Genomic DNA, 23,487 nt, shown 5'->3' on the forward strand with positions numbered 1-23,487 from the left:
CTCAGTTCACAGCGGACGTCGCTTCGACATGACGCGGTAAGGTCACCCGGATACGGGTGCCGCGTTGGCTTTGAACATCAGCCGGGCTGTCGATGGTGATTTGTCCATAATGCTCTTCAACGATGGAATAGACCAGTGCAAGGCCCAGACCGGTGCCTTCGCCAGGATCCTTGGTGGTGAAGAAGGGTTCGAACAATCGGTCCATGATGTTCGAGGGAATACCGCTACCTTCGTCTTCGACGATCAAATCGACCGTGTGTTCGCCGGCTTCGCTCTTGACGCGCACCGCACTGCCCGGAGGCGAGGCGTCGCGGGCGTTTGAGAGCAGGTTGATCAAAACCTGGGCGAGCCGCTGCGGGTCGCCTTCGACCCAGTGGTCGGGGTCGCACAGATTATAGAACTGTACTTCGAAATTGCGCCGGTTCAAGGCCAGCAGGCCGATGGCATCCTGGGCCACTTCCGCCAGACAGACGGGCTCGTCACTGTGTTGATAGCTGCCGGCGTGGGCGAAACTCATCAGCGACTGAACGATGCGTGATACGCGTTTGGTCTGCTCGAGGATCTGTCCGCTGATTTCCGTGAGTTCGGCGTCTTCTTCACGCTCTTCACGCAGGTTTTGCGCGAGACAGGCAATGCCGGTGATCGGGTTGCCGATTTCATGGGCCACGCCGGCCGCCAGTCGGCCGATGCTGGCCAGGCGCTCGGAATGCACCAGTTTGTCTTCGAGCATCTGGGTTTCGGTTAAATCTTCCACCAGCAGCACCAGGCCGCTGTTACCCGGCGCCAGCGGTTCATCGATCGCCGCTTTGTGCAAGTTCAGCCAACGGGTCTGGCCATCGAGGGCCAGGTGCTGTTTGTGCAAGTGCTCGTCCGGCAGATTGATGAAGCCTTGCAGCAGTTCTCTCCATGGATCGCCAATGGTGCTCAGGCGCGAACCGACCACACGCTGTGCGGCAATCCCGGTCAGTTCCTCCATGGCTTTGTTCCACATGAGGATTTCCTGATCCTTGGCCAGCGAGCACACGCCCATCGGCAATTCCTGCAAGGTCTGGCGGTGGTAGCGACGCAGGGCATCGAGTTCGGCGGCAAGGCCGGTGAGGCGCGAGTGGTAGTCTTCAAGGCGGCTTTCGATGAAGTGGATATCTTCGGTGACGTAGTTTTCGCCGCCGGCCTTATATGGCAGGAAGGTTTCCACCATGTCTTGCGCCACGCTCGGCCCCATCAGGCCCGACAGGTTGGCTTCGATACGGTCACGCAAACGACGCAAGGCGTATGGCCGGCGTTCATCGAATGGCAGATAGAGGTCACGCAGCGCTTGTTCGACTTCTTTCTGTGCAGCCTTGGCGCCCAATGGTTTGGCCAGTTGCGTGGCAAACTCCTGAGGCGAGGCCGCGTGCAATTCGCGGCGTTGCGGACGACGAACGTTGTCTACCGCGCAAGCTTCGGCGGCGCTGGTTTCTTCGGGGCTGGCGTTGGTGAACAATGAAATCAGGGTGAACATCAACACGTTGGCCGCCAGCGAGGCGATCGCCGCCATGTGCCAACTGGTGTCGTCCAGCACGTAAATCATGTTCAGCAGCGGAATGTAGAAGCCTTGCAGATTGCCGACCAGCGGCAGCAGCATGGTCACCAGCCACACCAGAATCCCCGCCAGGAGGCCTGCGATGAAGCCGCGACGGTTGGCGGTCGGCCAGTACAGCACCGACAACACCCCCGGCAGGAACTGCAACGTGGCGACGAAGGCGACGATGCCGAGGTTGGCCAAATCCTGTTCCGCGCCCAAAAGCAGGTAGAAACCGTAACCGGCCATGATGATCGCGACGATCAGTGCCCGGCGAGTCCATTTCAACCAACGGTAGATATTGCCTTCGGCCGGCGGCTGATAGAGCGGCAGCACCAGATGGTTCAGTGCCATCCCGGACAGCGCCAGCGTGGTGACGATGATCAGGCCGCTGGCCGCCGACAAGCCGCCCACATACGCCAATAACGTCAGGGCCTTATTGTTGGCGGCGAGGCCGATACCCAGGGTGAAGTACTCTGGATTGGTCGTGGCGCCGAGTTTCAGCCCGGCCCAGAGAATCAGTGGCACTGCCAGGCTCATCAGCAGCAGGAACAGCGGCAGGCCCCAACTCGCGCTGACCAGCGAGCGTGGGTTGAGGTTTTCGGTAAAGGTCATGTGGTACATGTGCGGCATAACAATCGCCGAGGCGAAGAACACCAGCAGCAGCGTACGCCACGGGCCTTCCTGCAATGGCGTGTGCAGGGCGGCGAGGGCGGTCTGGTTTTGCAGCAGCCACAGCTCCAGCTGTTGCGGGCCGTCGAACACGCCATATAGCGCATACAGGCCGACGCCGCCAATCGCGATCAGTTTGATGACTGACTCGAAGGCAATCGCGAACACCAGGCCTTCATGTTTCTCGCGGGTGGCGATGTGGCGTGAGCCAAAGAAGATCGTGAACAGCGTAATCAGCGCGCAGAAGCTCAAGGCCACGCGATGCTGCACTGGCTCGCGGGTGAGGATGCCGATGGAATCGGCCACGGCCTGAATCTGCAGTGCCAGCAACGGCAGCACGCCGATCAGCATGAAAATCGTCGTCAGCGCACCGGCCCAGGTACTGCGGAAACGAAACGCAAACAAGTCGGCCAGGGACGAGAGTTGATAGGTGCGGGTGATTTTCAGGATCGGGTACAAGAGCACCGGCGCCAGCAGAAATGCCCCGGAAACCCCAAGGTAGCTGGACAGAAAGCCGTAGCCGTACTGGTAGGCCAGGCCCACCGTGCCGTAGAACGCCCAGGCACTGGCGTAAACACCCAGCGACAGGGTGTATGTCAGTGGGTGGCGAATGATCGCCCGGGGGATCATGCCCCGTTCACTGATCCAGGCCACGCCGAACAGCACCGCCAGGTAGGCGGCGCTGATCAGGATCATCTGGGTCAGGCTAAAGCTCATCGGCATCTTTTTGGCTCTGCAGGATGAAGGTCACGACGATCAGGATCAGCCAGAGCAAATAGGGGCGATACCAGGCGCCAGTGGCGTCGATCCACCAATCCATGATGGCTGGGGAGAACAGATAAATCCCCACTACCAGGAGCAGGACCAAGCGATAGATGTACATCCCGGCCTCTCTTTTTTATGCGCGTGCCCGAAAACGTGCGGCGATGGTAACGGATGGGGGCGCCACTGCAAGTGGCATCACTGCAGTTGCGCTTCGGGCAACGTCAGTGTGCGCGGGATCAGCGATGCATCCCAGTGGGCAATGCCCCAGTTCAGCACGTCGCGCGGCGTGGCGTCATTCAGTTCGGTAGCCGGATTGTGCCCCAGCGCTCGCAGTGCGCGCAGCAACAGCGGCGTGGCCTGATCTTCGGTCAGCGGCGGCGAGCGGTAGGATTTGCCGAGTTTATGGCCGTCCGGCTGGGTAATCAGCGGGATGTGCAGGTAGCGCGGTTGCGGCAGGCCGAGCAGTTCTTGCAGATAGAGCTGGCGCGGCGTGGAATCCTGCAGGTCGGCGCCGCGCACGATATCGGTGATGCCTTGCCAGGCGTCGTCCAGCACTACTGCCAATTGATAAGCGTAGAGCCCGTCGCGGCGGCGGATCACGAAATCGCCGACCTCGCGGCCCAGGTGCTGACGGAATTCGCCCTGCACCCGGTCGATGAAATGGTATTCCAGCTCCGGTACGCGCAGGCGGATCGCCGCGTTCTCGGTGCCGTGCCCGGCGTTGCGGCAGAACCCGGGATAGATGCCGTGATACGGCTCCAGTTGCTTGCGCGAGCAGGTGCAAGCGTAGGCCAGGCCCTGATTGAACAGGCGATTGATGACTTCGTCATAGGCCGCGTGCCGGTCACTCTGTCGGACCATGTCGCCATCCCACTCGAACCCGTAGCTTTCCAGTGCCTTGAGAATCGCCGCCTGAGCGCCGGGCTCTTCCCGTGGCGGATCGAGATCCTCCATGCGCACCAGCCAGCGGCCGCCGACCGAACGGGCGTCGAGGTAGGAGGCCAGCGCTGCGACCAGCGAACCGAAGTGCAAGTGGCCACTGGGCGTCGGGGCGAAGCGACCGATGTAGGTGGGGGAGGCGATGGTGGTCATGAGGGCGATGTCAGGCTGTCCAATCGTTTGAGCACGGCTTGAAGCCGCCTTCGCGAGCAAGCTTCGCTCCTACAGAAGATTGTGCTGGCCTTTGTAGGAGCGAAGCTTGCTCGCGAAGGCGATCTTGAAGACGCAACAAGTATCAGCAAATGTCAGAAACAAAAAACGGAGCGTTCGCACGCTCCGTTCTTCATTCAAGTCGCAAACATTACTTGCCGACTTGCTTTTCCTTGATTTCCGCCAGGGTCTTGCAGTCAACGCACATGTCGGCGGTAGGACGGGCTTCCAGTCGCTTGACGCCGATCTCGACGCCGCAGGACTCGCACCAGCCGTATTCTTCGTCTTCGATCAATTGCAGGGTTTTGTCGATTTTCTTGATCAGCTTGCGCTCGCGGTCGCGGGCGCGCAATTCGAGGCTGAATTCTTCTTCCTGGCTGGCACGGTCTGCCGGGTCAGGGAAGTTGGCCGCTTCGTCTTTCATGTGATCAACAGTACGGTCGACTTCCTGCATCAAGTCCTGTTTCCACTTGTTCAGGATCTTGGTGAAGTGAGCGCGCATGGGCTTGCCCATGTACTCTTCGCCCTTCACTTCTTTGTAGGGTTCGAAGCCGCTGATCGACTGGTTTTGCTGTTGCTTTGCTTGGGTGGGCATGAAATGGACCGCCTCTACTCTTGTAATCCATTGCGCAGGATTGCTCCATCACCGACACCTGCCGGCCCTGCGGCTGCAAGCGGGCGAACTTACCAGATCAAATCGGACCGCGCTACTCCCGGATGTCGAGCCCGCGGCCCGTGGTGCTTGCAAAAGTTTGCAAAGCCTTGTCTGGTGGCTGTCGATACCTGATCAATTATTGATTTTAGTCAAACCTGAGACATACGCTTGAACTGTTTGAGACCCGCGTTAAGAGCTCTGACCGCTTTAGGTTCTCGCTCGTTCCTGCGCTTGGGTAGAATCGATTTTTTTCCCCGTTGTAAGGAAGGCTAATGGCTCTGTCCTACAGTGCGCGCAGTCGCGCCATCGAACCGTTCCACGTCATGGCCCTGTTGGCGCGGGCCAACGAGCTGCAAGCAGCCGGCCACGACGTGATTCACCTGGAAATCGGCGAGCCGGACTTCACCACAGCCGAGCCGATCATCCAGGCCGGCCAGGCCGCGCTGACGGCGGGGAAGACCCGTTACACCGCCGCCCGTGGCATTCCCGAGCTGCGTGAAGCCATTTCGGGCTTTTATCAGCAGCGTTACGGGCTGAACATTGATCCGCAGCGCATCCTGATCACGCCTGGCGGTTCAGGCGCGTTGCTGTTGGCCAGTGCCTTGTTGGTCGATCCAGGCAAGCACTGGCTGCTGGCAGACCCGGGTTACCCGTGCAACCGGCACTTCCTGCGGCTGGTGGAAGGCGCGGCGCAACTGGTGCCAGTCGGCCCGGACGTGCGTTATCAACTGACCCCGGACCTGGTCGCGCGTCACTGGGATCACGACAGCGTCGGTGCCCTGGTGGCATCGCCGGCCAACCCCACCGGGACCATCCTGACCCGTGATGAGTTGGCCGGGTTGTCGGCAGCGATCAAGGCCCGCCACGGCCATTTGGTGGTCGACGAGATCTACCATGGCCTGACTTACGGCACGGATGCGGCCAGCGTGCTGGAAGTCGATGACAGTGCCTTCGTCCTCAATAGTTTTTCCAAGTATTTCGGCATGACCGGCTGGCGTCTCGGTTGGCTGGTAGCGCCTGAAGCGGCGGTCAGTGAGTTGGACAAACTCGCCCAGAACCTTTATATCAGTGCTCCGAGCATGGCCCAGCACGCCGCACTGGCCTGCTTCGAACCCGCCACTATCCGTATTTTCGAGGAGCGCCGCGCCGAGTTCGGCCGACGTCGTGATTTCCTGCTGCCAGCCCTGCGAGAATTGGGCTTCGGTATTGTCGTGGAGCCGGAGGGTGCGTTCTATTTGTACGCCGATATCAGCAAGTTCGGCGGCGATGCCTTTGCGTTCTGTCGGCATTTCCTCGAAACCGAGCACGTTGCGATCACGCCGGGCCTGGACTTCGGGCGCCATCAGGCCGGGCATCACGTGCGGTTTGCCTACACCCAAAGTCTTCCTCGCTTGCAAGAAGCGGTCGAGCGGATCGCTCGCGGTTTGAAGAGCTGGCAAGGCTGATGCGCTTTCATCCTCCCCTCGAAGAAGGTCGTTTGATTCGTCGTTACAAACGTTTTCTCGCCAATATCGAAACCGTTGGCGGCGAGTTGTTGACCATTCACTGTCCGAACACCGGGTCGATGCTTAACTGCCAGGTCGAAGGCGGGCAAGTCTGGTTCAGCCGTTCCAACGACCCCAAGCGCAAGTTACCCGGCACTTGGGAAGTGGGCGAAACCCCGCACGGACGACTGTTTTGCGTAAACACCGGGCGCGCCAACGGCTTGATCGAGGAGGCGTTGCGTGCCGGTGTCATCGCCGAGCTGAACGGTTTTACCGAACTGAAGCGCGAAGTGGCCTACGGTCAGGAAAACAGCCGCATCGATTTCCGTCTCGATTACCCAAGCGGGCCAGCTTATGTGGAAGTCAAAAGTGTCACCCTGGGTTTCGATGGCTCGTTGGTGGCAGCCTTTCCCGACGCGGTAACCCAGCGCGGGGCCAAGCATTTGCGGGAGCTGGCGCATTTGGCGCGGGATGGGATTCGTGCGGTGCAGTTGTATTGCGTGAACCTGACCGGTATCGACTCTGTGCGTCCTGCCGAAGAAATCGATTCGGCCTACGCGGCGGCATTACGCGAAGCGGTGGCGTGCGGGGTCGAAGTGCTAGCGTATGGCGTGCGCTTGAGCCACGAAGAAATGGTGGTCGATCGGCGGCTGGACGTGTTGTTGAACGGTTAGACCCAGATCCCTTGTTCGTCCTCGCGGCAGGGGATGGGAGTCAGGGATTTCCCCGCGCAAGGGCCGGCAACGCATTCACCGTCTTCGATCAGAAACAGTGCGCCGTGGGTGGCGCACTGGATCAGGCTGTTGCTGGGATCGAGAAACTGGTCGGGTTTCCATTCCAGTCCGACGCCCCGGTGCGGGCAGCGATTTTCATACGCATACACCCGACCGCCCCGGCGAACAGCCAGCAGTTTCTGGCCGTCGACCTCGAAACCGCGACTGCTGGCCTCAGCCAATTCGGCGCCGGTACAAAGAAACTTCATGTCTATCCTCAACTCCGTAGCTCGTGACCAGATATGTCCGAGCTTGACGTTCAAATGCAAGCAATTATCAAATGCCCGCTCACCCGCAGGGCGATCGCCGGATGCCGAGGATACTTGGCCTGTCATCTCTGTGCCCGGGAAACCTTTAAAGGAGGCTGTTTATGCACCTGTTCGATCCCGGTACGACTGGCCAATGACCCTTCTGGTTAAACCCCGTGCGTTGTTCATTGGCCTGACCCTGCTATGTTTGCTGGCAATCTGGCTGTCGCTGGCGCTGGGGCCGGTGAGCTTGCCGTTGCTCGATACGTTGCGTGCGGCGTTGCGGCTGATCGGCTTGCCCATCGCGCCCGACGGTTTGGAGCAGGCCGAACTGATCCTTGGGCAGATTCGCTTGCCGCGCACGTTGCTGGGCTTGGCGGTGGGTGGCGTTCTGGCGCTGTCCGGCGTGGCGATGCAGGGCCTGTTTCGTAATCCTCTGGCCGATCCGGGGTTGGTGGGGGTGTCCAGCGGCGCGGCGTTGGGTGCGGCCATCGCGATTGTCGGCGGCTCGGTGTTCGGCGGTCTGCCTGAATCCTTTGGGCCTTACCTGTTGTCGGTGTGCGCATTTCTTGGTGGGCTGGGTGTAACGGCGCTGGTCTATCGATTGGGGCGGCGTAATGGCCAGACCAACGTCGCCACCATGCTGCTGGCCGGTATTGCATTGACTGCCCTGGCCGGTTCGGCGGTAGGGCTATTCACCTATCTGGCGGATGACGCGACCCTGCGCACCCTGACGTTCTGGAATCTGGGCAGCCTTAATGGCGCCAGCTATTCGCGACTCTGGCCGTTGCTGCTGGTAAGCACGGGCGTGGCGCTGTGGTTGCCGCGTCGGGCCAAGGCTTTGAATGCAATGTTGCTGGGGGAGTCAGAGGCCGGTCACTTGGGCATCGATGTCGAAGGCCTCAAGCGCGAACTGGTGTTCTGCACGGCACTGGGCGTCGGTGCGGCGGTCGCGGCAGCGGGGATGATCGGGTTCGTCGGTCTGGTGGTGCCGCATTTGGTGCGGCTGCTGGCTGGCCCCGATCATCGGGTGCTGTTGCCGGCGTCGGTATTGGCGGGCGCCAGCCTCTTGTTGTTTGCCGATCTGGTGGCGCGGCTGGCCCTGGCGCCGGCCGAGTTGCCGATCGGGATCGTCACAGCCTTTATCGGCGCACCGTTCTTTCTGTATTTACTGCTCAGGGGGCGTGCCTGATGCTGCGCACGCAAAATCTGCAAATCCGGCGTGGCCGAAAGATTGTCCTTACGGGCATCACGCTTGAGCTCAAACCGGGGAAGTCCTCGGCGTGCTGGGGCCCAACGGTGCCGGCAAAAGCACTTTGCTCGGTGCTTTATGCGGCCAATTGCATGCAGACCACGGCAGTGTCTGGCTCGATGAGCGAGAGTTGAGTCATTGGCCGGGCGGGCAGCGTGCCCAGCGTTTGGCGGTGTTGCCACAGGTATCGACCCTGGACTTTGCCTTTCGCGTCGAAGAAGTGGTCGGCATGGGCCGCCTGCCTTATCAAAGCGGTCGGGTCCGGGATGACGAAATCGTCGCCGCCGCGCTGCACGCGGCCGATGCCGGGCACTTGAGCGGTCGCAGCTATCTGGCGTTGTCCGGCGGCGAGCGTCAGCGGGTGCATCTGGCGCGGGTGCTGGCGCAGCTTTGGCCAGGTGAGGCGGGGCAAACCTTGTTGCTCGATGAGCCGACATCAATGCTCGACCCACTGCATCAGCACACCACCCTGCAAGCGGTGCGCGAGTTCGCTGATCGCGGCGCGGCGGTGCTGGTGATTCTGCATGATCTGAACCTGGCGGCACGCTATTGTGATCGCTTGCTACTGCTCGAAGGCGGACGCCCCGTGGCGCTGGATACACCGGAACAGGTATTGCGCCCGGAACCGCTCAAGGCTGTGTTCGGGCTGGAGGTACTGGTGCAACCGCACCCGGAGCGTGGGCATCCGCTGATCATTGCTCGCTGAGGTTTTTGTCGGGATGAGAGCATGCGACTGATAGTAATTGTGGCCGCGCTGATATTAAGCGCCTGCCAGCATGTGTCGGTGCCGCCGCCAGTCAGCGGCGAGATCCGGGAGCTGCGCAGCGGTCAAACCCTGACAGCGCAGGAATTGGTTGCACGGTTAGCTGAATCTTCGCGGTTGATCGTTGGCGAGCAGCATGACAATCGAGATCACCATCAACTGCAATTGTGGTTGTTGCAGGTGCTGGGCGAGCGGCGGCCCCAAGGCAGTCTGCTGCTGGAAATGCTCACGCCGGATCAACAACCGCGCGTCGATAGCGTTCGGCATGCTCCAGCGCTGCCGACGGACTTGTCCGATGCATTGGCCTGGCAATCGGGCTGGGACTGGAATCTGTACGGGCCAATCGTTGGTTTCGTCCTGACTCAGCCGTACCCGTTGCTGGCGGCCAATCTGGATAGGCTCGAAGTTCGTGCTTTCTATGCCAAACCACCGACATTGCGCGGTTCGCGCTCCAATGCCCCGGCGGTCAAGGATGAGTTGCTGGCACAGATCAGCGATTCCCACTGCGGTTTGCTACCTGAATCGCAGATGCCCGCGATGTTGGCCGTCCAGCAGCAACGTGACCGACGAATGGCCGAGCGACTAATGGCTGCACCAATGCCGTCACTGCTGTTTGCCGGTGCATACCACGCGCGCAAGGATGTTGGGGTGCCGATCCATGTGCTGGATTTGGGGGAGCGCGGCGCACCGACGGTATTGATGCTGGCAGAGCGGGGCGCTGAGGTCACACCGGCCATGGCCGATTACGTCTGGTATACGCCCGCCACACCGCCGCAGGATTACTGCGCGCAAATGCGCAAGCAATTCGGCAGGCCGTCGGGTCAGTAAACCGGCGAGTTTTCCACAGGCAAAAAAAGACCCGGCAGAGCCGGGTCAAATAACCGTGATTAGCCTGATGAGGAGATAATCTGAGAGTCCGAACCAAGGGCTTTTCAGAATATCGACCAGTCTCGCGACCAGTTGTGGTAATCATAGCGATTCTCATTACCAAGTCAACCGCTGATTTCCAGATTCCGTGAATGACGTCATCCCTATGATGGAAGGCCTTGTAATCATTGGGCTTGGGCTGTGTGTTTCGAGCAAAGTTACCTGTTCAATTCTTGTGACGTGAAGAAATAGCATCCAGCTGTTTGTTCAAGGCTTCCTTGCGCTCGGCGGGAATGTCGTTCCAGTGAACATCCATCAATGCGCCTTCGATCGCATACAACAACACCTTGGATGCCCGAAAACCGCGCGTGCGCACGGCCCGATAAGCATCCACAGCTCCCAGCCGACGCAAGTCCGAGGCACTGTGGATGCCCACGGCATGCAGCCACTGCGCCGACGTCTTGCCAAGATTCTTCAGGTGTTGCAGTTCATCATTCATCAAGCCTCCTTGCGACAGCCGAACGGTGCGTGGGCGAGCCTCTCAGGAGTGTAGCCATCAGTAGGAAAAGCGTGATTGTTTGGTCGGCTTCGACGTAAAAGCTTCTAAGAGACAGACTCAAGAAATGCCTGGAAAATGCGGCGAGTGCAGTCGAAAGACCTGAGTTTCGGGAACAAAAAAAAGCACAAAGTCCAGCGCAAGGCGGGGGCGCCGGACTCGGTGAAATGTCGCTTTCAGCGGGTGCGATAACGCAGGCGCGTACCGAAATTCATCGACATCAGGATTTCATCGGCACTCAGCTCTGGCGGAAAGTACGCACCGGAGATCTGCGCGTGGGCCAGGCTTGCGCCTTCCAGGGAAGCGTTGCGAAAGTCGATGCCGCGCAAGTCGGCGGAGCGGAAATAGGCATCGGTGAAGTCGACGCCATCGGCGTTCAGTTCACGCAGGTCGAGCCCTCGGAAGTCACCACCGACCATGTCGATAGGTCCGTCTTTCGGGCGTTCGTTGTTGAAGCCTGTGATGTCGTCTTTGTGCAGCAAGGCATAAAGCGGGGTGTCGAGAAGTTTCGGCTGGCTCATGTCGCATCACCTGATGGTTTTATGGCGCCAGTATAGTGCCACTATTTAACAGCCGTGAAGCCGGCGAGGGCTTCACGGTTGAAATAGTTTCTTACAGGCCTGGCAGGCGTTGGCGGATTTGCGCCACCACGGTGTCCAGAGTGCCGCTTTCATTGGTCTGGACGCGTTTGCTGCAGAGGATTTCTGCTGGCGTCAGGGCTTCGCGGCTGGCCTGTTGAGCGGCGATAACGGCCAGATTGGCGTCAGACGGATCGTTGTTGTCTGCCTGACGTTGCTTCAGCCAGCTCTCGATCACTGCTTGGGGGGCGTCGCAATCGAGGATCAGGAATGGCGCACCGGTGGCCTCGGCGATCTTTGCCGCGCCGTCGCGTTGATCGCGCTTGAGATACGTGGCATCGATCACTACCGGGAAACCGGCACGCAGAATCACATCGGCAACTTCATGCAGGCGGGCATAGGTGGCGACGCTGGCGTCGGCGCTATAGATGCCGGCCTGCGGGTCGTTCGGTACGGTCTGTTCGCCGAACATACGCTTGCGCTCGACATCGGAACGCAGGCGAATGGCGCCGAGGGCTTCCACCAGGCGCATGGCCACATGACTCTTGCCGACGGCGGAAACGCCATGGGTAACTGCCAGGAAGCGCGAAGGAATGGTGCTGTAGCTTTCCGCCAGGTTGGCGTAGTTGCGGTACTGGCGCAGGGTGGTGGCGCGCTGCACCGGATCGGCCTCGGCCGGCATGCTGAACAGGCTGACCTTGGCGCGAACCAGTGCGCGGTAGGCTTTGTAGAAGTTCAGCAGCTCAAGGCCCTGGTAGTCGCCGGTCAGTTCCAGGTATTGGCTGATGAAGCGGCGTGCCAGGCTCTTCAGGCCACGGTCTTCCAGGTCCATCGCCAGGAAACCGGTGTCGGCGTAAACGTCGGTGAAGCGGAACGGCTCGTTGAACTCGATGCAGTCGAAGATCACCACTTTACCGTCGATCACGGTAGCGTTGCCCAGGTGAATGTCTCCGTGGCATTCACGAATGAAGCCATCGGCCTTGCGCTGGGCGAAAAGCGGCTTGAGACGTTCGAAGCTGCTTTCGGCCCAGGCTTGCAGCGCTTCGAGTTGCAGCAGATCGGCCTTGTCACTGAGGAACGGACGGATCTGTTCGAAGTTCTGCCGTACCGGCGCCATGACGCTGTCCGGCGTGCCGGCTTCGTGTTCGGCAGGTACTTTCGGCGCGCTGAGATGGAATTGCGCGATCTGCGCAGCCATTTCGTCAATGTGCGTCGTAGTCAATTCGCCGTTGGCCTGCAGGGTGCTGAGCAGCTGGCTCTGTGGGAATTGACGCATTTTCAGGGCGTATTCGACAACCGGACCCTCGCCGCCCAATTGTGGTGCCTCGGCGCTGCCAGTGATCGGCAACACTTCAAGATATAAATCATGGGTCAGGCGCTGGTTCAGGCGCAGTTCTTCACCGCAGAAATGCTCGCGAGCCTCGAGGCTGGTGAAGTCCAGGAAACCGAAATTCACCGGCTTCTTCACTTTATAAGCGTAGGGGCCGGTGAGCAGCACCCAGGAAATATGGGTCTCGATGACCTGAAACCCTTCTACGGGATGCGGGTAGAGGGCCGGGTTTTGCAGGGCAGCGATCAGGGACTGGCTCACAGGCGATCCTTCAGAGTCTGGGGAAAATTCAAGGCCGACATTATGGCCGCAAGTCCGCTCGACGCAAACCTCGGAGGGCTTCTGTTGAGTATGAATAAAGTGCGTATAATCCGCCGCCATGACTCGTACTCGATCCCCCCGCACCCCTAAAAAACCACCTTCCAGAGGCATGCGCCCCTGGCTGGGCTGGGCCCTTAAACTCAGCCTGGTCGGCCTTGTGGTGCTTGCCGGGTTCGCGGTTTACCTCGACGCTGTGGTCCAGGAGAAGTTCTCCGGCAAGCGCTGGACCATCCCGGCCAAGGTATACGCGCGCCCGCTTGAGCTGTTTACTGGCCAAAAGCTGAGCAAGGAGGACTTCCTTACCGAGCTCGATGCCTTGGGTTATCGACGCGAAGCCGTCAGCAACGGCCCCGGCGCGGCGTCGGTCAACGGCAATACCGTCGACTTGAATACCCGGGGTTTCCAGTTCTATGAAGGAATGGAACAGGCCCAGCCCGTTCGCGTACGGTTCTCCGGCGATTACGTGGCCGAACTCTCGGCGACCAACGGTTCGAAGCTTTCTGTGGTGCGACTGGAGCCGTTGCTGATCGGCGGGATTTACCCGAAAAACCTTGAAGACCGGATCCTGATCAAGATCGATCAGGTTCCGCCATATCTGCTCGAAACCCTGGTTGCCGTAGAAGACCGGGATTTCTACAGCCACTGGGGCGTGTCGCCGAAGTCGATAGCCCGAGCCATCTACGTCAACACCTCGGGCGGCAAGATGACCCAGGGCGGTAGTACGCTGACGCAACAGTTAGTCAAGAACTTCTACCTCACCAGCGAACGCAGCCTGACCCGTAAGCTCACCGAAGCCATGATGGCGTTGTTGCTTGAGTTGCATTACGACAAGCGCGAAATTCTTGAGGCTTACCTCAATGAAGTGTTCGTCGGCCAGGATGGTCAGCGCGCGGTGCACGGTTTCGGCCTGGCCAGCCAGTTCTTCTTCGGACAGCCATTGTCCGAGTTGAAACTGCATCAAGTCGCTTTGTTGGTGGGCATGGTCAAGGGGCCGTCCTATTACAACCCGCGTCGCAATCCTGAGCGGGCGCTGGAGCGACGCAATCTGGTGCTCGATGTTCTGGCGGAGCAAGGTGTTGCTACCCCTGAGCAGGTTGAGGCGGCGAAGAAAATGCCACTGGGTGTGACCACTCGCGGCAAATTGGCCGACAGCTCGTTCCCAGGCTTTCTCGACCTGGTTAAACGTCAGTTGCGCGAAGACTACCGCGACGAAGACTTGACCGAAGAGGGGCTGCGGATTTTCACCAGTTTCGACCCGATCCTGCAGATGAAAGCCGAAGCGTCGGTCAACGACACATTCAAGCGTCTGGCCGGGCGCAAGGGCTCCGATGAGGTTGAGGCGGCCATGGTCGTGACCAACCCTGAAACCGGCGAAGTCCAGGCTATGATCGGTAGCCGTCAGGCGAGTTTTGCCGGTTTCAACCGGGCACTGGACGCGGTACGACCGATAGGTTCCTTGATCAAGCCGGCGGTTTATCTGACAGCCCTTGAAAAGCCGAGCCAGTACACGCTGACCAGTTGGCTGTCGGACGACTACTTCTCGGTCAAAGGCGCGGACGGTCAGGTCTGGAAACCGCAGAACTATGATCGCCGTTCCCACGGTACTGTGTTCCTTTATCAAGGGTTGGCGCATTCCTACAACCTGTCGACCGCGCGTCTTGGCTTGGCGGTGGGCGTGCCGAATGTCTTGAAAACCCTGGCACGACTGGGGGTGAGTCGCGAGTTCCCGGCGTTCCCGTCGATGTTGCTCGGTGCCGGCGGTATGACCCCGATCGAAGTGGCGACCATGTACCAGACGCTGGCCAATGGCGGGTTCAATACGCCGATGCGCGGGATTCGCAGCGTACTGACTGCCGAGGGCGAGCCGCTCAAGCGTTATCCGTTCCAGATTCAGCAGCAATTCGATCCGGCGTCCATTTACCTGATCCAGAGCGCCATGCAGCGGGTCATGCGTGAAGGCACCGGCAGTTCGGTTTACAACGTGTTACCGAAAACCCTGACCCTGGCCGGCAAGACCGGTACCAGTAACGATTCGCGGGACAGCTGGTTCGCCGGTTTCAGTCAGGATCTGCTGGCAGTGGTGTGGCTGGGGCGCGATGATAACGGCAAGACGCCGTTCACCGGTGCCACCGGTGCGCTGCAGGTCTGGACCAGTTTCATGCGCAAGGCCGATCCGTTGCCGCTGGACATGCCGCAGCCGGACAACATTGTTCAGGCCTGGGTCGATTCGCGCACCGGGCAAGGTTCCGAAGCCAGCTGCCCAGGCGCGGTGCAGATGCCGTATATTCGCGGCAGCGAACCGCCTCCCGGTGCTGCTTGCGGTGGCGAAAGCCCTGCTGAATCGGTGATGGATTGGGTCAAGGGCTGGATGAATTAAGCAAAGAGGATTTGAAGTGAACAAGTGGTTGATTCCAGCGGTGACTGCCGTGGCTTTGCTCAGCGGCTGCTCCACTGTACAGCGTGGTTCGATCCCGGTTGTGGATTCCGGCACCGCCGTCTCCAACAGCGAGCGGATTTCGGCGAATGGCGGTTTCCGGCAGTCGACGGTAAAACGCCCTGCGCAAGCCCAGGCTCAGGCGATCCCGCAAGGTGACACCGGTGTCGTGGTGATGGTGCCGGGTGGTGGTGCCGTCTCATCGGCACCGATCAGTACTTCGCCGATTACTCCCGGCCCAATCACTCCGGGGCCGATCGATACCTCGCCGGTCCAGTCGGCACCGATCAATCAGGGCAGCTACAGCATGCCGTCGACGCCGAGCGGGATTCCTTCGGCGAGCGCCGGTGGTCTGTCCGCTGATGAACAACTGGACGGTCCGGTCCTGGCATTGTTGACCACCGCCCAGCAGCAACAGGCCAGTGGCGACCTCAATGGCGCATCTTCCAGTCTCGAGCGCGCCCAGCGTGTGGCGCCGCGTGAGCCGCAAGTGCTTTATCGCCTGGCGCAGGTACGTATGGCTCAAGGTGATGCGGCGCAGGCCGAGCAGTTTGCCCGTCGTGGTCTGACGTTCGCCAATGGTCGTCCGGATCTTCAGGCCAGCCTGTGGGAGTTGATCGCCCAGGCTCGTGAGAAGCAGGGTGACCCGGCCGGTGCTGCGTTGGCTCGTCAGAAGGCCAAGGTTTCGCTGTGATGGATATGCGCTTTCCGAAGATTGCCGAGCAGTTGCTGTTGATCGAGCGCGAACTGCGCGTTCAGGGTTGGTGGGATGAAGTGTCGCCGTCCGCTGAGGCGCTCTCCAGCGTTGAACCGTTTTCGGTGGATACGCTGGATTTCGAGCAGTGGCTGCAATGGATCTTCCTGCCAAGGATGAAGTCGATCCTGGAGCAGGATCTGCCATTGCCCAACGCATCGGGGATTCAGGAGATGGCCGAAATGGTCTTCACCTCCCGCAACGTCCAGGGCAAGGATCGACAGCTTCAGGTCTTGCTCAAAGAGTTCGACGTGTTGATCACTGCCTCTCGCTGAATCGGAAACTGCCAGTGCTTACTGGCAGTTTTTCGCAATCTGTTTCTGTGCTTCGGTGATGCGCTCCTGACGTTGTTGGTCGGTCAGGCGGCGCGTCTCGCCGTCGACTTCCTCCCGCAATCGCGGATTGTTCTGCAGTTGAGCCAGGTTCGTCCGGGCCTGTTCGCAGAACGCTCTTAGCTGGGCCTGCTGCTCGGCGACCTGTTTTTTCACTTTGTTGTCGATGGCCTGTTGATCGCCTATGACGTTGCTGCGCGGTAGCGCGTCCGGTTTGCCGACAGACGGGGCGGGTGTCACCACGAGAGTGGCCTCGCGGCCTTGGGGCGGTTGTGCGTCGAAATGGGTAACGCCTTGGGCATCGACCCATTTATAGATCTGACCCGCCATGCATAACGGGCTCAGGCTGATCAGCAAACCGGCGGTGAAGAAGAACGTTCGCATGCCATTTCCTTGTCATGGGTGCGCAATTGAAGCTAACACAGTTGCGGTTTAAAGGTTTTTTCTTGCGTTCTCATGCGCTTAGTTCGAATAAAGCACATTGACGGCTTGACTTGCGATGGGCGAAACAGAAGAATCCAAAGTCCGCTGTAGAGGGACTGCCAGAAGCAGACCCACTCGGTAGATCATGAGGCGCACATCCGCGCCGACCTGTTACACCCGCAACGCGTTACCTCGCGCTGGGTGGGAAAGGCCCGCAACACTTGGGACGATCCCAATACTTGCTCAGTCAGTGCTGACGTAGTCGGCGACCACCGTCGCTCATGCTCTGCCGAGAAGTAAACCTATTAAGACCCGTCCTCTTTAAATGTGGGGCGGTATTCTGGCGTTTTAGAGGTGAACAACGTGGAGCTTTTATCTGGCGGTGAGATGCTCGTCCGCTTTTTGCGTGACGAAGGCGTCAAATATATTTACGGGTACCCGGGTGGTGCTCTTCTTCATGTCTACGATGCCCTGTTCAAAGAACCGGAAGTGACCCACATCCTGGTTCGTCACGAGCAGGCCGCGACCCATATGGCTGACGGCTATGCCCGTGCCACCGGTAAAGCCGGCGTGGTATTGGTGACTTCCGGTCCAGGCGCCACAAACGCCATCACCGGTATCGCCACTGCCTATATGGATTCGATTCCAATGGTGATCATTTCCGGTCAGGTGCCAAGCACCATGGTCGGCACCGACGCGTTCCAGGAAACCGACATGATCGGTATCTCCCGGCCGATCGTGAAGCACAGCTTCATGATCAAGCACGCTTCGGAAATCCCGGAAGTCATGAAGAAGGCCTTCTACCTGGCGCAATCCGGTCGTCCTGGCCCGGTCGTTGTCGATATCCCGAAAGACATGACCAACCCGGCCGAGAAGTTCGAATACATCTTCCCGAAGAAAGCCAAGCTGCGTTCCTACAGCCCGGCCGTTCGCGGTCACTCCGGGCAAATCCGCAAGGCGGCAGAAATGCTCCTGGCGGCCAAGCGTCCTGTTCTGTATGCCGGCGGCGGCGTGATTCTCGGTGGTGGCTCCGCGCCGCTGACCGAGCTTGCGAAGATGCTCAACCTGCCAGTGACCAATACCCTGATGGGCCTGGGTGCCTACCCAGGCACTGACCGTCAGTTCATCGGCATGCTCGGCATGCACGGCAGCTACACCGCCAACCTGGCGATGCACCATGCCGACGTGATCCTGGCAGTCGGCGCGCGCTTCGATGACCGCGTGATCAACGGCCCGGCCAAGTTCTGTCCGAATGCCAAGATCATTCACATCGACATCGACCCGGCTTCGATCTCCAAGACCATCAAGGCAGACGTACCCATCGTCGGCCCGGTCGAGAGCGTCCTGACCGAAATGGTCGCGATCCTCAAGGAAATCGGCGAGACCCCGAACAAGGAGTCTGTCGCCAGTTGGTGGAAGCAAGTCGATGAGTGGCGCGGTGACCGTGGCCTGTTCCCTTATGACAAGGGCGACGGCAGCATCATCAAGCCGCAGACCGTGATCGAAACCCTGTGCGAAGTGACCAAGGGCGACGCCTTTGTGACCTCCGACGTGGGTCAGCACCAGATGTTCGCTGCGCAGTACTACAAGTTCAACAAGCCGAACCGCTGGATCAACTCCGGTGGCCTGGGCACCATGGGCTTCGGTTTCCCGGCGGCCATGGGCGTCAAGTTGAGCTTCCCGGATTCCGACGTCGCCTGCGTTACGGGCGAGGGCAGTATCCAGATGAACATTCAGGAGCTGTCGACCTGCCTGCAATACGGTTTGCCGGTGAAGATCGTCAACCTGAACAACGGCGTACTGGGTATGGTTCGCCAGTGGCAGGACATGAGTTACGGTAGCCGTCACTCGCATTCCTACATGGAATCGCTGCCTGACTTCGTCAAGCTGGCCGAGGCCTATGGTCACGTGGGCATCCGCATCACTGACCTGAAGGACTTGAAGCCGAAGCTGGAAGAAGCCTTCGCTATGAAGGATCGCCTGGTGTTCCTCGATATCCAGGTCGATACCAGCGAGCACGTCTACCCGATGCAGATCAAAGACGGCTCCATGCGCGATATGTGGTTGAGCAAGACGGAGCGTACTTAATCATGCGGCACATTATTTCCTTGCTTCTGGAAAACGAACCCGGCGCTTTGTCTCGCGTAGTCGGCCTGTTCTCGCAGCGCAACTACAACATCGAAAGCTTGACCGTGGCGCCAACCGAAGACCCGACTCTGTCGCGTCTGACGCTGACCACTGTTGGTCACGATGAGATCATCGAGCAGATCACCAAGAACCTGAACAAACTGATCGAAGTGGTCAAGCTGGTCGATCTGTCGGAGAGTGCTCACATCGAGCGCGAACTGATGCTGGTCAAGGTCAAGGCCACCGGCGCCCAGCGCGCCGAGATCAAGCGCACTACCGATATTTACCGTGGACAGATCGTCGATGTCAGCGCCAGCGTGTATACCGTTCAGTTGACCGGTACCAGCGACAAGCTCGACAGCTTCATCCAGTCCATCGGCACCGCTTCGATTCTGGAGACCGTCCGCAGTGGCGTCACCGGGATTGCCCGCGGCGACAAAGTACTCAGCATCTAAACCAAATTAGCGAATGGCCTGAAGGGCCAGATATAAAGGGGAAATTCATGAAAGTTTTCTACGATAAAGACTGCGACCTGTCGATCATCCAGGGCAAGAAAGTTGCCATCATCGGTTACGGTTCCCAGGGCCACGCTCAAGCGTGCAACCTGAAAGACTCCGGCGTTGACGTTACCGTTGGCCTGCGTAAAGGTTCGGCCACCGTTGCCAAAGCCGAAGCCCACGGCCTGAAAGTGACCGACGTTGCTTCAGCTGTAGCGGCTGCCGACCTGGTCATGATCCTGACCCCGGACGAGTTCCAGTCTTCCCTGTACAAGAACGAAATCGAGCCGAACATCAAGAAAGGCGCCACCCTGGCCTTCTCCCACGGTTTCGCGATCCACTACAACCAGGTTGTGCCGCGTGCTGACCTCGACGTGATCATGATCGCGCCGAAAGCTCCGGGCCACACCGTGCGCTCCGAGTTCGTCAAGGGTGGCGGTATCCCTGACCTGATCGCTATCTACCAGGATGCTTCGGGCAACGCCAAAAACGTTGCACTGTCCTACGCTGCTGGCGTTGGTGGCGGTCGTACCGGCATCATCGAAACCACCTTCAAGGACGAGACCGAAACCGACCTGTTCGGCGAACAAGCCGTTCTGTGCGGCGGTACCGTTGAACTGGTAAAAGCCGGTTTCGAAACCCTGGTTGAAGCTGGCTACGCGCCGGAAATGGCCTACTTCGAATGCCTGCACGAACTGAAGCTGATCGTTGACCTCATGTACGAAGGCGGTATCGCCAACATGAACTACTCGATCTCCAACAACGCTGAGTACGGCGAGTACGTGACAGGTCCGGAAGTGATCAACGCCGAATCCCGTCAGGCCATGCGCAACGCCCTGAAACGTATTCAGGACGGCGAATACGCCAAGATGTTCATCAGCGAAGGCGCCACCGGCTATCCTTCGATGACCGCCAAGCGTCGTAACAACGCCGCTCACGGTATCGAAATCATCGGTGAGCAACTGCGCTCCATGATGCCGTGGATCGGTGCCAACAAGATCGTCGACAAAGCCAAGAACTAAGTCACGAGCTTGTACGGAAAACGCGGCCTAGGCCGCGTTTTTTCGTTTGGATCCGTCGGTTCTGGTATAAAGCTGCATCGTTTGCGGTCGAACCGTCGTCCCAGACACCTGTCGAAACTTTCCACCCCGTTGCAAGGTAATGTCCATGAGCGAACGTCCCGAAGAGCCAAAGCAGGCTTCTGACGCCGAAAGCCTTCTGCCTATCGATGAACATATCGAGGAAGGGCATGACGCCGAAGGCCGTAAAGTCCGGCATCGTGGTATCTATCTGCTGCCGAATCTGTTCACTACTGCGAATCTCTTCGCAGGGTTCTATTCCATCATCAACTCGATGAGCGCCCAGAGTGCTCTGAGTGCCGGTGATGCGATCGGTGCGAGCAAATATTTTGCGTTTGCCGCGATCGCGATTTTCGTCGCCATGGTGCTTGACGGCCTCGACGGTCGTGTTGCACGCATGACCAATACCCAAAGCGCCTTCGGTGCCGAGTACGACTCGCTGTCGGACATGGTTGCCTTTGGTGTGGCGCCGGCGCTGCTGGCATTCGGCTGGGCTCTGGGCGATATGGGCAAGGTCGGCTGGATGGTCGCGTTCATCTATGTGGCGGGAGCGGCATTGCGTCTGGCGCGCTTCAATACTCAGGTCGGTACCGCAGACAAACGCTATTTCATCGGTCTGGCCAGTCCGGCTGCTGCTGGTGTGGTTGCGGGCATTGTCTGGGCGTTCAGCGATTACGGCATTCAAGGCTCCAAGATGTCTTTCCTGGTGGCATTGATGGTCGCCGCCGCGGGCATGCTGATGGTCAGTAACATCAAGTACAACAGCTTCAAGGAACTGGACTTGAAAGGGCGCGTTCCCTTTGTCGCGATCCTGGCGGTGGTGCTGGTATTTGCCGTTGTGTTCAGCGATCCGCCGCGCATCCTGCTGCTGGTTTTCCTTGCCTATGCGGCTTCCGGGCCGGTGCAGTACCTGTTGCGCCTGCGTCGGCACAAAAAAGCCGAGTGATGTAATTTCCCTCATACTCCGCAGTCTATGGGTGCATCTGTCCTCCAATGCTGCGGAGTTGCCATGCTGATCAAAGTCCCCAAAGCGTCTGACTGTCATGAGTCGGACGTCACGCCTGAATCCTTCTATCTATCTCGTCGCAATGTCCTCGGTGCCGCCGTTACCGGTTTGGCCATGGGCAGTTTGCCGCGCTGGGCTTGTGCCGATGATGTAGCGCGTTATGCCGATGTCGAGCCTGGCAAGGCGCCTTCCTGGTTTGCCGAAAAGCTTCCTTCTACTAAATGGGGGGCTGTTAACGTCAAGGACGAGGCGATTACCCCGTTCAAGGATGCGACCCACTACAACAACTTCTATGAGTTCGGTACCGATAAAGGTGATCCCGCGGCCAATGCTGGTGCGTTGAAAACCGAACCGTGGAGCGTGGTGGTGGACGGGGAGGTGGGCAAGTCGGGGCGGTATGCGCTGGAAGACTTCATGAAGCCTTATCAACTGGAGGAGCGCATCTACCGTCTTCGTTGTGTGGAAGCCTGGTCGATGGTCATTCCATGGATAGGTTTTCCTATTTCGGCTTTGCTCAAGGAAGTCGAGCCGACGTCCAAAGCCAGGTTCATTCGCTTCGAAACTTTGCAGGATCCCAAGACTATGCCTGGGCAGCGTTCCGGTTTTGCCCTGATCGATTGGCCCTATGTTGAAGGGTTGCGTCTGGATGAGGCGATGAATCCATTGGCGATTCTTGCGGTAGGCATGTATGGGCGTGAGTTGCCCAATCAGAACGGTGCGCCGCTACGTTTGGTGGTGCCCTGGAAGTACGGCTTCAAAAGCATCAAATCCATCGTGCGGATCAGCCTGGTCAGCGAGCAGCCGAAAACTACCTGGCAGAGTATCGCCTCGGATGAGTATGGCTTTTATGCGAACGTGAACCCGACAGTCGATCATCCGCGCTGGACCCAGGCGCGGGAAAGACGTTTGCCGAGCGGTCTGTTCAAGCCCAATGTGCGGGACACGCAAATGTTCAACGGCTACTCGGATGAAGTCGCTTCTCTATATACAGGGCTCGATCTGCGGAAGAATTACTGATGCGATATCCGTTCTGGCGTATTGCCGTCTTCATCGCTGCAATGATTTGGCCGCTGCTTTGGTTGTACCAGGCATGGGCGGATGTGCTGGGGCCTGATCCGGGCAAGGTGCTGGTTGACCGTTTGGGGCTGGGGACGCTTGTCCTGCTACTCATTACATTAAGCATGACGCCTTTGCAGAAGCTCACCGGTTGGGCGGGGTGGGTAGCTGTTCGGCGGCAGTTGGGATTGTGGTGTTTCGCTTATGTGATTCTGCACCTTGGCGGCTATGCGGCGTTCATCCTTGGCTTTGACTGGTCGCAGCTGGCTGTCGAATTACGCAAGCGGCCGTACATTATTGTCGGAGTACTGGGATTCCTCTGCCTGTTGGCATTGGCTGTTACCTCCAATCGCTACAGTCAGCGGCGTTTAGGTTCTCGCTGGAAGAAGTTGCATCGGTTGGTCTATCTGGTTCTCGGGCTCGGATTGCTGCATATGTTGTGGATCGTTCGTGCCGATCTGAAGGAGTGGGCTGTCTATGCTTCTATAGGTATGTTGCTGTTAGTGTTGAGATTGCCACCTGTAACCCGCCGAATTCCCCGTTTGGTAGCTAAAAAGGCACCTTCTGCGAGAAAAGCGTAATTAGGTGTTGACGGCAGATTCTGGAAGCCTATAATTCGCCCCACTTCCGGCGCAGTCGAAACGGAAAACTCCTTGGTAAACAAAGAGTTACGCAGTTTTCGACAGCGGTTACGCTTCAGTTTATCGAGGCCAGAAGGAGTTGAAAGGGCGGTGTTGTTTGGCTCTTTTGACGGTTCGATCGTCTCGGTCGAAAGCGGTGAAAAACAGGTGTTGACAGCAGCGAG

The 23,487-nt window shown here is 59.0% G+C and carries 22 protein-coding genes and 1 pseudogene; 14 read left to right on the plus strand and 9 right to left on the minus strand.

Annotation, left to right across the window (positions count from 1 at the left end; all coding sequences use genetic code 11):
* Position 1: 1 nt before the first annotated feature.
* The 4 genes from ACZ9BB_RS28470 to dksA form a co-directional block, all read right to left on the minus strand.
* Positions 2-2,956: a sensor histidine kinase gene (locus ACZ9BB_RS28470; protein WP_476218122.1), complete on the minus strand. Its 2,955-nt coding sequence runs from the start codon at positions 2,954-2,956 to the stop codon at positions 2-4.
* Positions 2,940-3,116 carry a hypothetical protein gene (locus ACZ9BB_RS28475; protein WP_003176118.1) on the minus strand — a complete coding sequence of 59 codons (177 nt, stop codon included), beginning with the start codon at positions 3,114-3,116 and terminating at the stop codon, positions 2,940-2,942. The genes ACZ9BB_RS28470 and ACZ9BB_RS28475 overlap by 17 nt, the downstream gene beginning before the upstream one ends.
* Before the next feature lie 77 nt (positions 3,117-3,193).
* Positions 3,194-4,090: a tRNA glutamyl-Q(34) synthetase GluQRS gene (gluQRS, locus tag ACZ9BB_RS28480; protein ID WP_476218124.1), complete on the minus strand. Its 897-nt coding sequence runs from the start codon at positions 4,088-4,090 to the stop codon at positions 3,194-3,196.
* 208 nt (positions 4,091-4,298) lie between these two features.
* Positions 4,299-4,742, minus strand: coding sequence for an RNA polymerase-binding protein DksA (dksA, locus tag ACZ9BB_RS28485; protein ID WP_030130357.1), 444 nt, complete (start codon positions 4,740-4,742; stop codon positions 4,299-4,301).
* A 332-nt stretch (positions 4,743-5,074) separates the two neighbouring features.
* Here dksA and ACZ9BB_RS28490 point away from each other — a divergent pair, with 332 nt between their 5' ends.
* Both ACZ9BB_RS28490 and sfsA read left to right on the plus strand, forming a co-directional pair.
* Positions 5,075-6,247 carry a pyridoxal phosphate-dependent aminotransferase gene (locus tag ACZ9BB_RS28490; RefSeq protein WP_476218126.1) on the plus strand — a complete coding sequence of 391 codons (1,173 nt, stop codon included), beginning with the start codon at positions 5,075-5,077 and terminating at the stop codon, positions 6,245-6,247.
* Positions 6,247-6,960: a DNA/RNA nuclease SfsA gene (sfsA, locus tag ACZ9BB_RS28495; protein WP_476218128.1), complete on the plus strand. Its 714-nt coding sequence runs from the start codon at positions 6,247-6,249 to the stop codon at positions 6,958-6,960. Before ACZ9BB_RS28490 ends, sfsA begins: the two co-directional genes overlap by 1 nt.
* On the opposite strand, the gene ACZ9BB_RS28500 is transcribed toward sfsA, so the two are convergent.
* On the minus strand, positions 6,957-7,268 hold the full coding sequence (locus tag ACZ9BB_RS28500; protein WP_476218130.1) for a Rieske (2Fe-2S) protein: 312 nt from the start codon (positions 7,266-7,268) through the stop codon (positions 6,957-6,959). The two genes, sfsA and ACZ9BB_RS28500, sit on opposite strands and share 4 nt — an antisense overlap.
* A gap of 247 nt (positions 7,269-7,515) precedes the next feature.
* Here ACZ9BB_RS28500 and ACZ9BB_RS28505 point away from each other — a divergent pair, with 247 nt between their 5' ends.
* The 3 genes and pseudogenes from ACZ9BB_RS28505 (at position 7,516) to ACZ9BB_RS28515 (ending at position 10,150) form a co-directional block, all read left to right on the plus strand.
* Positions 7,516-8,499 (plus strand): FecCD family ABC transporter permease, encoded by a 984-nt coding sequence (locus ACZ9BB_RS28505; RefSeq protein WP_476218448.1) that lies wholly within the window; start codon positions 7,516-7,518, stop codon positions 8,497-8,499.
* A pseudogene (locus ACZ9BB_RS28510) lies at positions 8,499-9,265 on the plus strand (heme ABC transporter ATP-binding protein). The gene ACZ9BB_RS28505 and the pseudogene ACZ9BB_RS28510 overlap by 1 nt, the downstream one beginning before the upstream one ends.
* A gap of 21 nt (positions 9,266-9,286) precedes the next feature.
* Positions 9,287-10,150: a ChaN family lipoprotein gene (locus ACZ9BB_RS28515; protein WP_476218132.1), complete on the plus strand. Its 864-nt coding sequence runs from the start codon at positions 9,287-9,289 to the stop codon at positions 10,148-10,150.
* A 265-nt stretch (positions 10,151-10,415) separates the two neighbouring features.
* Here ACZ9BB_RS28515 and ACZ9BB_RS28520 read toward each other — a convergent pair whose 3' ends face one another.
* From ACZ9BB_RS28520 to ACZ9BB_RS28530, 3 genes are all read right to left on the minus strand, one after another.
* Positions 10,416-10,688, minus strand: coding sequence for a TfoX/Sxy family protein (locus ACZ9BB_RS28520; protein ID WP_009050884.1), 273 nt, complete (start codon positions 10,686-10,688; stop codon positions 10,416-10,418).
* A gap of 233 nt (positions 10,689-10,921) precedes the next feature.
* Positions 10,922-11,266 carry a pentapeptide repeat-containing protein gene (locus ACZ9BB_RS28525; protein WP_008015079.1) on the minus strand — a complete coding sequence of 115 codons (345 nt, stop codon included), beginning with the start codon at positions 11,264-11,266 and terminating at the stop codon, positions 10,922-10,924.
* A gap of 91 nt (positions 11,267-11,357) precedes the next feature.
* Positions 11,358-12,914, minus strand: a complete 1,557-nt coding sequence (locus ACZ9BB_RS28530; RefSeq protein WP_476218136.1) for a bifunctional aminoglycoside phosphotransferase/ATP-binding protein — start codon at positions 12,912-12,914, stop codon at positions 11,358-11,360.
* A 118-nt stretch (positions 12,915-13,032) separates the two neighbouring features.
* Here ACZ9BB_RS28530 and mrcB point away from each other — a divergent pair, with 118 nt between their 5' ends.
* Genes mrcB through ACZ9BB_RS28545 form a run of 3 tightly spaced genes read left to right on the plus strand, consistent with a single transcriptional unit; the run spans position 13,033 to position 16,437 of the window.
* A complete protein-coding gene (mrcB, locus tag ACZ9BB_RS28535; RefSeq protein ID WP_476218138.1) occupies positions 13,033-15,351 on the plus strand; it encodes a penicillin-binding protein 1B in 2,319 nt (772 codons plus the stop codon).
* A 16-nt stretch (positions 15,352-15,367) separates the two neighbouring features.
* A complete protein-coding gene (locus ACZ9BB_RS28540; protein ID WP_476218140.1) occupies positions 15,368-16,102 on the plus strand; it encodes a tetratricopeptide repeat protein in 735 nt (244 codons plus the stop codon).
* Complete coding sequence (locus tag ACZ9BB_RS28545; protein WP_476218142.1) at positions 16,102-16,437, plus strand: YqcC family protein; 336 nt, start codon at positions 16,102-16,104, stop codon at positions 16,435-16,437. Before ACZ9BB_RS28540 ends, ACZ9BB_RS28545 begins: the two co-directional genes overlap by 1 nt.
* 18 nt (positions 16,438-16,455) lie before the next feature.
* On the opposite strand, the gene ACZ9BB_RS28550 is transcribed toward ACZ9BB_RS28545, so the two are convergent.
* On the minus strand, positions 16,456-16,878 hold the full coding sequence (locus ACZ9BB_RS28550) for a DUF4124 domain-containing protein (protein ID WP_476218143.1): 423 nt from the start codon (positions 16,876-16,878) through the stop codon (positions 16,456-16,458).
* A gap of 402 nt (positions 16,879-17,280) precedes the next feature.
* On the opposite strand from ACZ9BB_RS28550, the gene ACZ9BB_RS28555 reads away from it, so the two are divergent.
* From ACZ9BB_RS28555 to msrQ, 6 genes are all read left to right on the plus strand, one after another.
* A complete protein-coding gene (locus ACZ9BB_RS28555; RefSeq protein WP_476218144.1) occupies positions 17,281-19,005 on the plus strand; it encodes an acetolactate synthase 3 large subunit in 1,725 nt (574 codons plus the stop codon).
* 2 nt (positions 19,006-19,007) lie between these two features.
* A complete protein-coding gene (ilvN, locus tag ACZ9BB_RS28560; protein ID WP_003205610.1) occupies positions 19,008-19,499 on the plus strand; it encodes an acetolactate synthase small subunit in 492 nt (163 codons plus the stop codon).
* 47 nt (positions 19,500-19,546) lie between these two features.
* Positions 19,547-20,563 (plus strand): ketol-acid reductoisomerase, encoded by a 1,017-nt coding sequence (gene ilvC, locus ACZ9BB_RS28565; RefSeq protein WP_003228216.1) that lies wholly within the window; start codon positions 19,547-19,549, stop codon positions 20,561-20,563.
* A 145-nt stretch (positions 20,564-20,708) separates the two neighbouring features.
* Positions 20,709-21,566, plus strand: a complete 858-nt coding sequence (pssA, locus tag ACZ9BB_RS28570; protein ID WP_008006914.1) for a CDP-diacylglycerol--serine O-phosphatidyltransferase — start codon at positions 20,709-20,711, stop codon at positions 21,564-21,566.
* Between the two features lie 63 nt (positions 21,567-21,629).
* A complete protein-coding gene (msrP, locus tag ACZ9BB_RS28575; protein ID WP_476218147.1) occupies positions 21,630-22,643 on the plus strand; it encodes a protein-methionine-sulfoxide reductase catalytic subunit MsrP in 1,014 nt (337 codons plus the stop codon).
* On the plus strand, positions 22,643-23,263 hold the full coding sequence (msrQ, locus tag ACZ9BB_RS28580) for a protein-methionine-sulfoxide reductase heme-binding subunit MsrQ (protein WP_476218149.1): 621 nt from the start codon (positions 22,643-22,645) through the stop codon (positions 23,261-23,263). Before msrP ends, msrQ begins: the two co-directional genes overlap by 1 nt.
* Positions 23,264-23,487: the final 224 nt, after the last annotated feature.

The sequence above is a fragment of the Pseudomonas sp. TE3552 genome, assembly GCF_056278945.1.

Excerpts from the sequence above, each read along its gene's own strand:
- ACZ9BB_RS28470 (WP_476218122.1), bottom strand. The coding sequence starts at position 2,956 with ATGCCGATGAGCTTTAGCCTGACCCAGATGATCCTGATCAGCGCCGCC.
- ACZ9BB_RS28475 (WP_003176118.1), bottom strand. The coding sequence starts at position 3,116 with ATGTACATCTATCGCTTGGTCCTGCTCCTGGTAGTGGGGATTTATCTG.
- gluQRS (WP_476218124.1), bottom strand. The coding sequence starts at position 4,090 with ATGACCACCATCGCCTCCCCCACCTACATCGGTCGCTTCGCCCCGACG.
- dksA (WP_030130357.1), bottom strand. The coding sequence starts at position 4,742 with ATGCCCACCCAAGCAAAGCAACAGCAAAACCAGTCGATCAGCGGCTTC.
- ACZ9BB_RS28490 (WP_476218126.1), top strand. The coding sequence starts at position 5,075 with ATGGCTCTGTCCTACAGTGCGCGCAGTCGCGCCATCGAACCGTTCCAC.
- sfsA (WP_476218128.1), top strand. The coding sequence starts at position 6,247 with ATGCGCTTTCATCCTCCCCTCGAAGAAGGTCGTTTGATTCGTCGTTAC.
- ACZ9BB_RS28500 (WP_476218130.1), bottom strand. The coding sequence starts at position 7,268 with ATGAAGTTTCTTTGTACCGGCGCCGAATTGGCTGAGGCCAGCAGTCGC.
- ACZ9BB_RS28515 (WP_476218132.1), top strand. The coding sequence starts at position 9,287 with ATGCGACTGATAGTAATTGTGGCCGCGCTGATATTAAGCGCCTGCCAG.
- ACZ9BB_RS28520 (WP_009050884.1), bottom strand. The coding sequence starts at position 10,688 with ATGAATGATGAACTGCAACACCTGAAGAATCTTGGCAAGACGTCGGCG.
- ACZ9BB_RS28525 (WP_008015079.1), bottom strand. The coding sequence starts at position 11,266 with ATGAGCCAGCCGAAACTTCTCGACACCCCGCTTTATGCCTTGCTGCAC.
- mrcB (WP_476218138.1), top strand. The coding sequence starts at position 13,033 with ATGACTCGTACTCGATCCCCCCGCACCCCTAAAAAACCACCTTCCAGA.
- ACZ9BB_RS28545 (WP_476218142.1), top strand. The coding sequence starts at position 16,102 with ATGGATATGCGCTTTCCGAAGATTGCCGAGCAGTTGCTGTTGATCGAG.
- ACZ9BB_RS28550 (WP_476218143.1), bottom strand. The coding sequence starts at position 16,878 with ATGCGAACGTTCTTCTTCACCGCCGGTTTGCTGATCAGCCTGAGCCCG.
- ilvN (WP_003205610.1), top strand. The coding sequence starts at position 19,008 with ATGCGGCACATTATTTCCTTGCTTCTGGAAAACGAACCCGGCGCTTTG.
- ilvC (WP_003228216.1), top strand. The coding sequence starts at position 19,547 with ATGAAAGTTTTCTACGATAAAGACTGCGACCTGTCGATCATCCAGGGC.
- pssA (WP_008006914.1), top strand. The coding sequence starts at position 20,709 with ATGAGCGAACGTCCCGAAGAGCCAAAGCAGGCTTCTGACGCCGAAAGC.
- msrP (WP_476218147.1), top strand. The coding sequence starts at position 21,630 with ATGCTGATCAAAGTCCCCAAAGCGTCTGACTGTCATGAGTCGGACGTC.
- msrQ (WP_476218149.1), top strand. The coding sequence starts at position 22,643 with ATGCGATATCCGTTCTGGCGTATTGCCGTCTTCATCGCTGCAATGATT.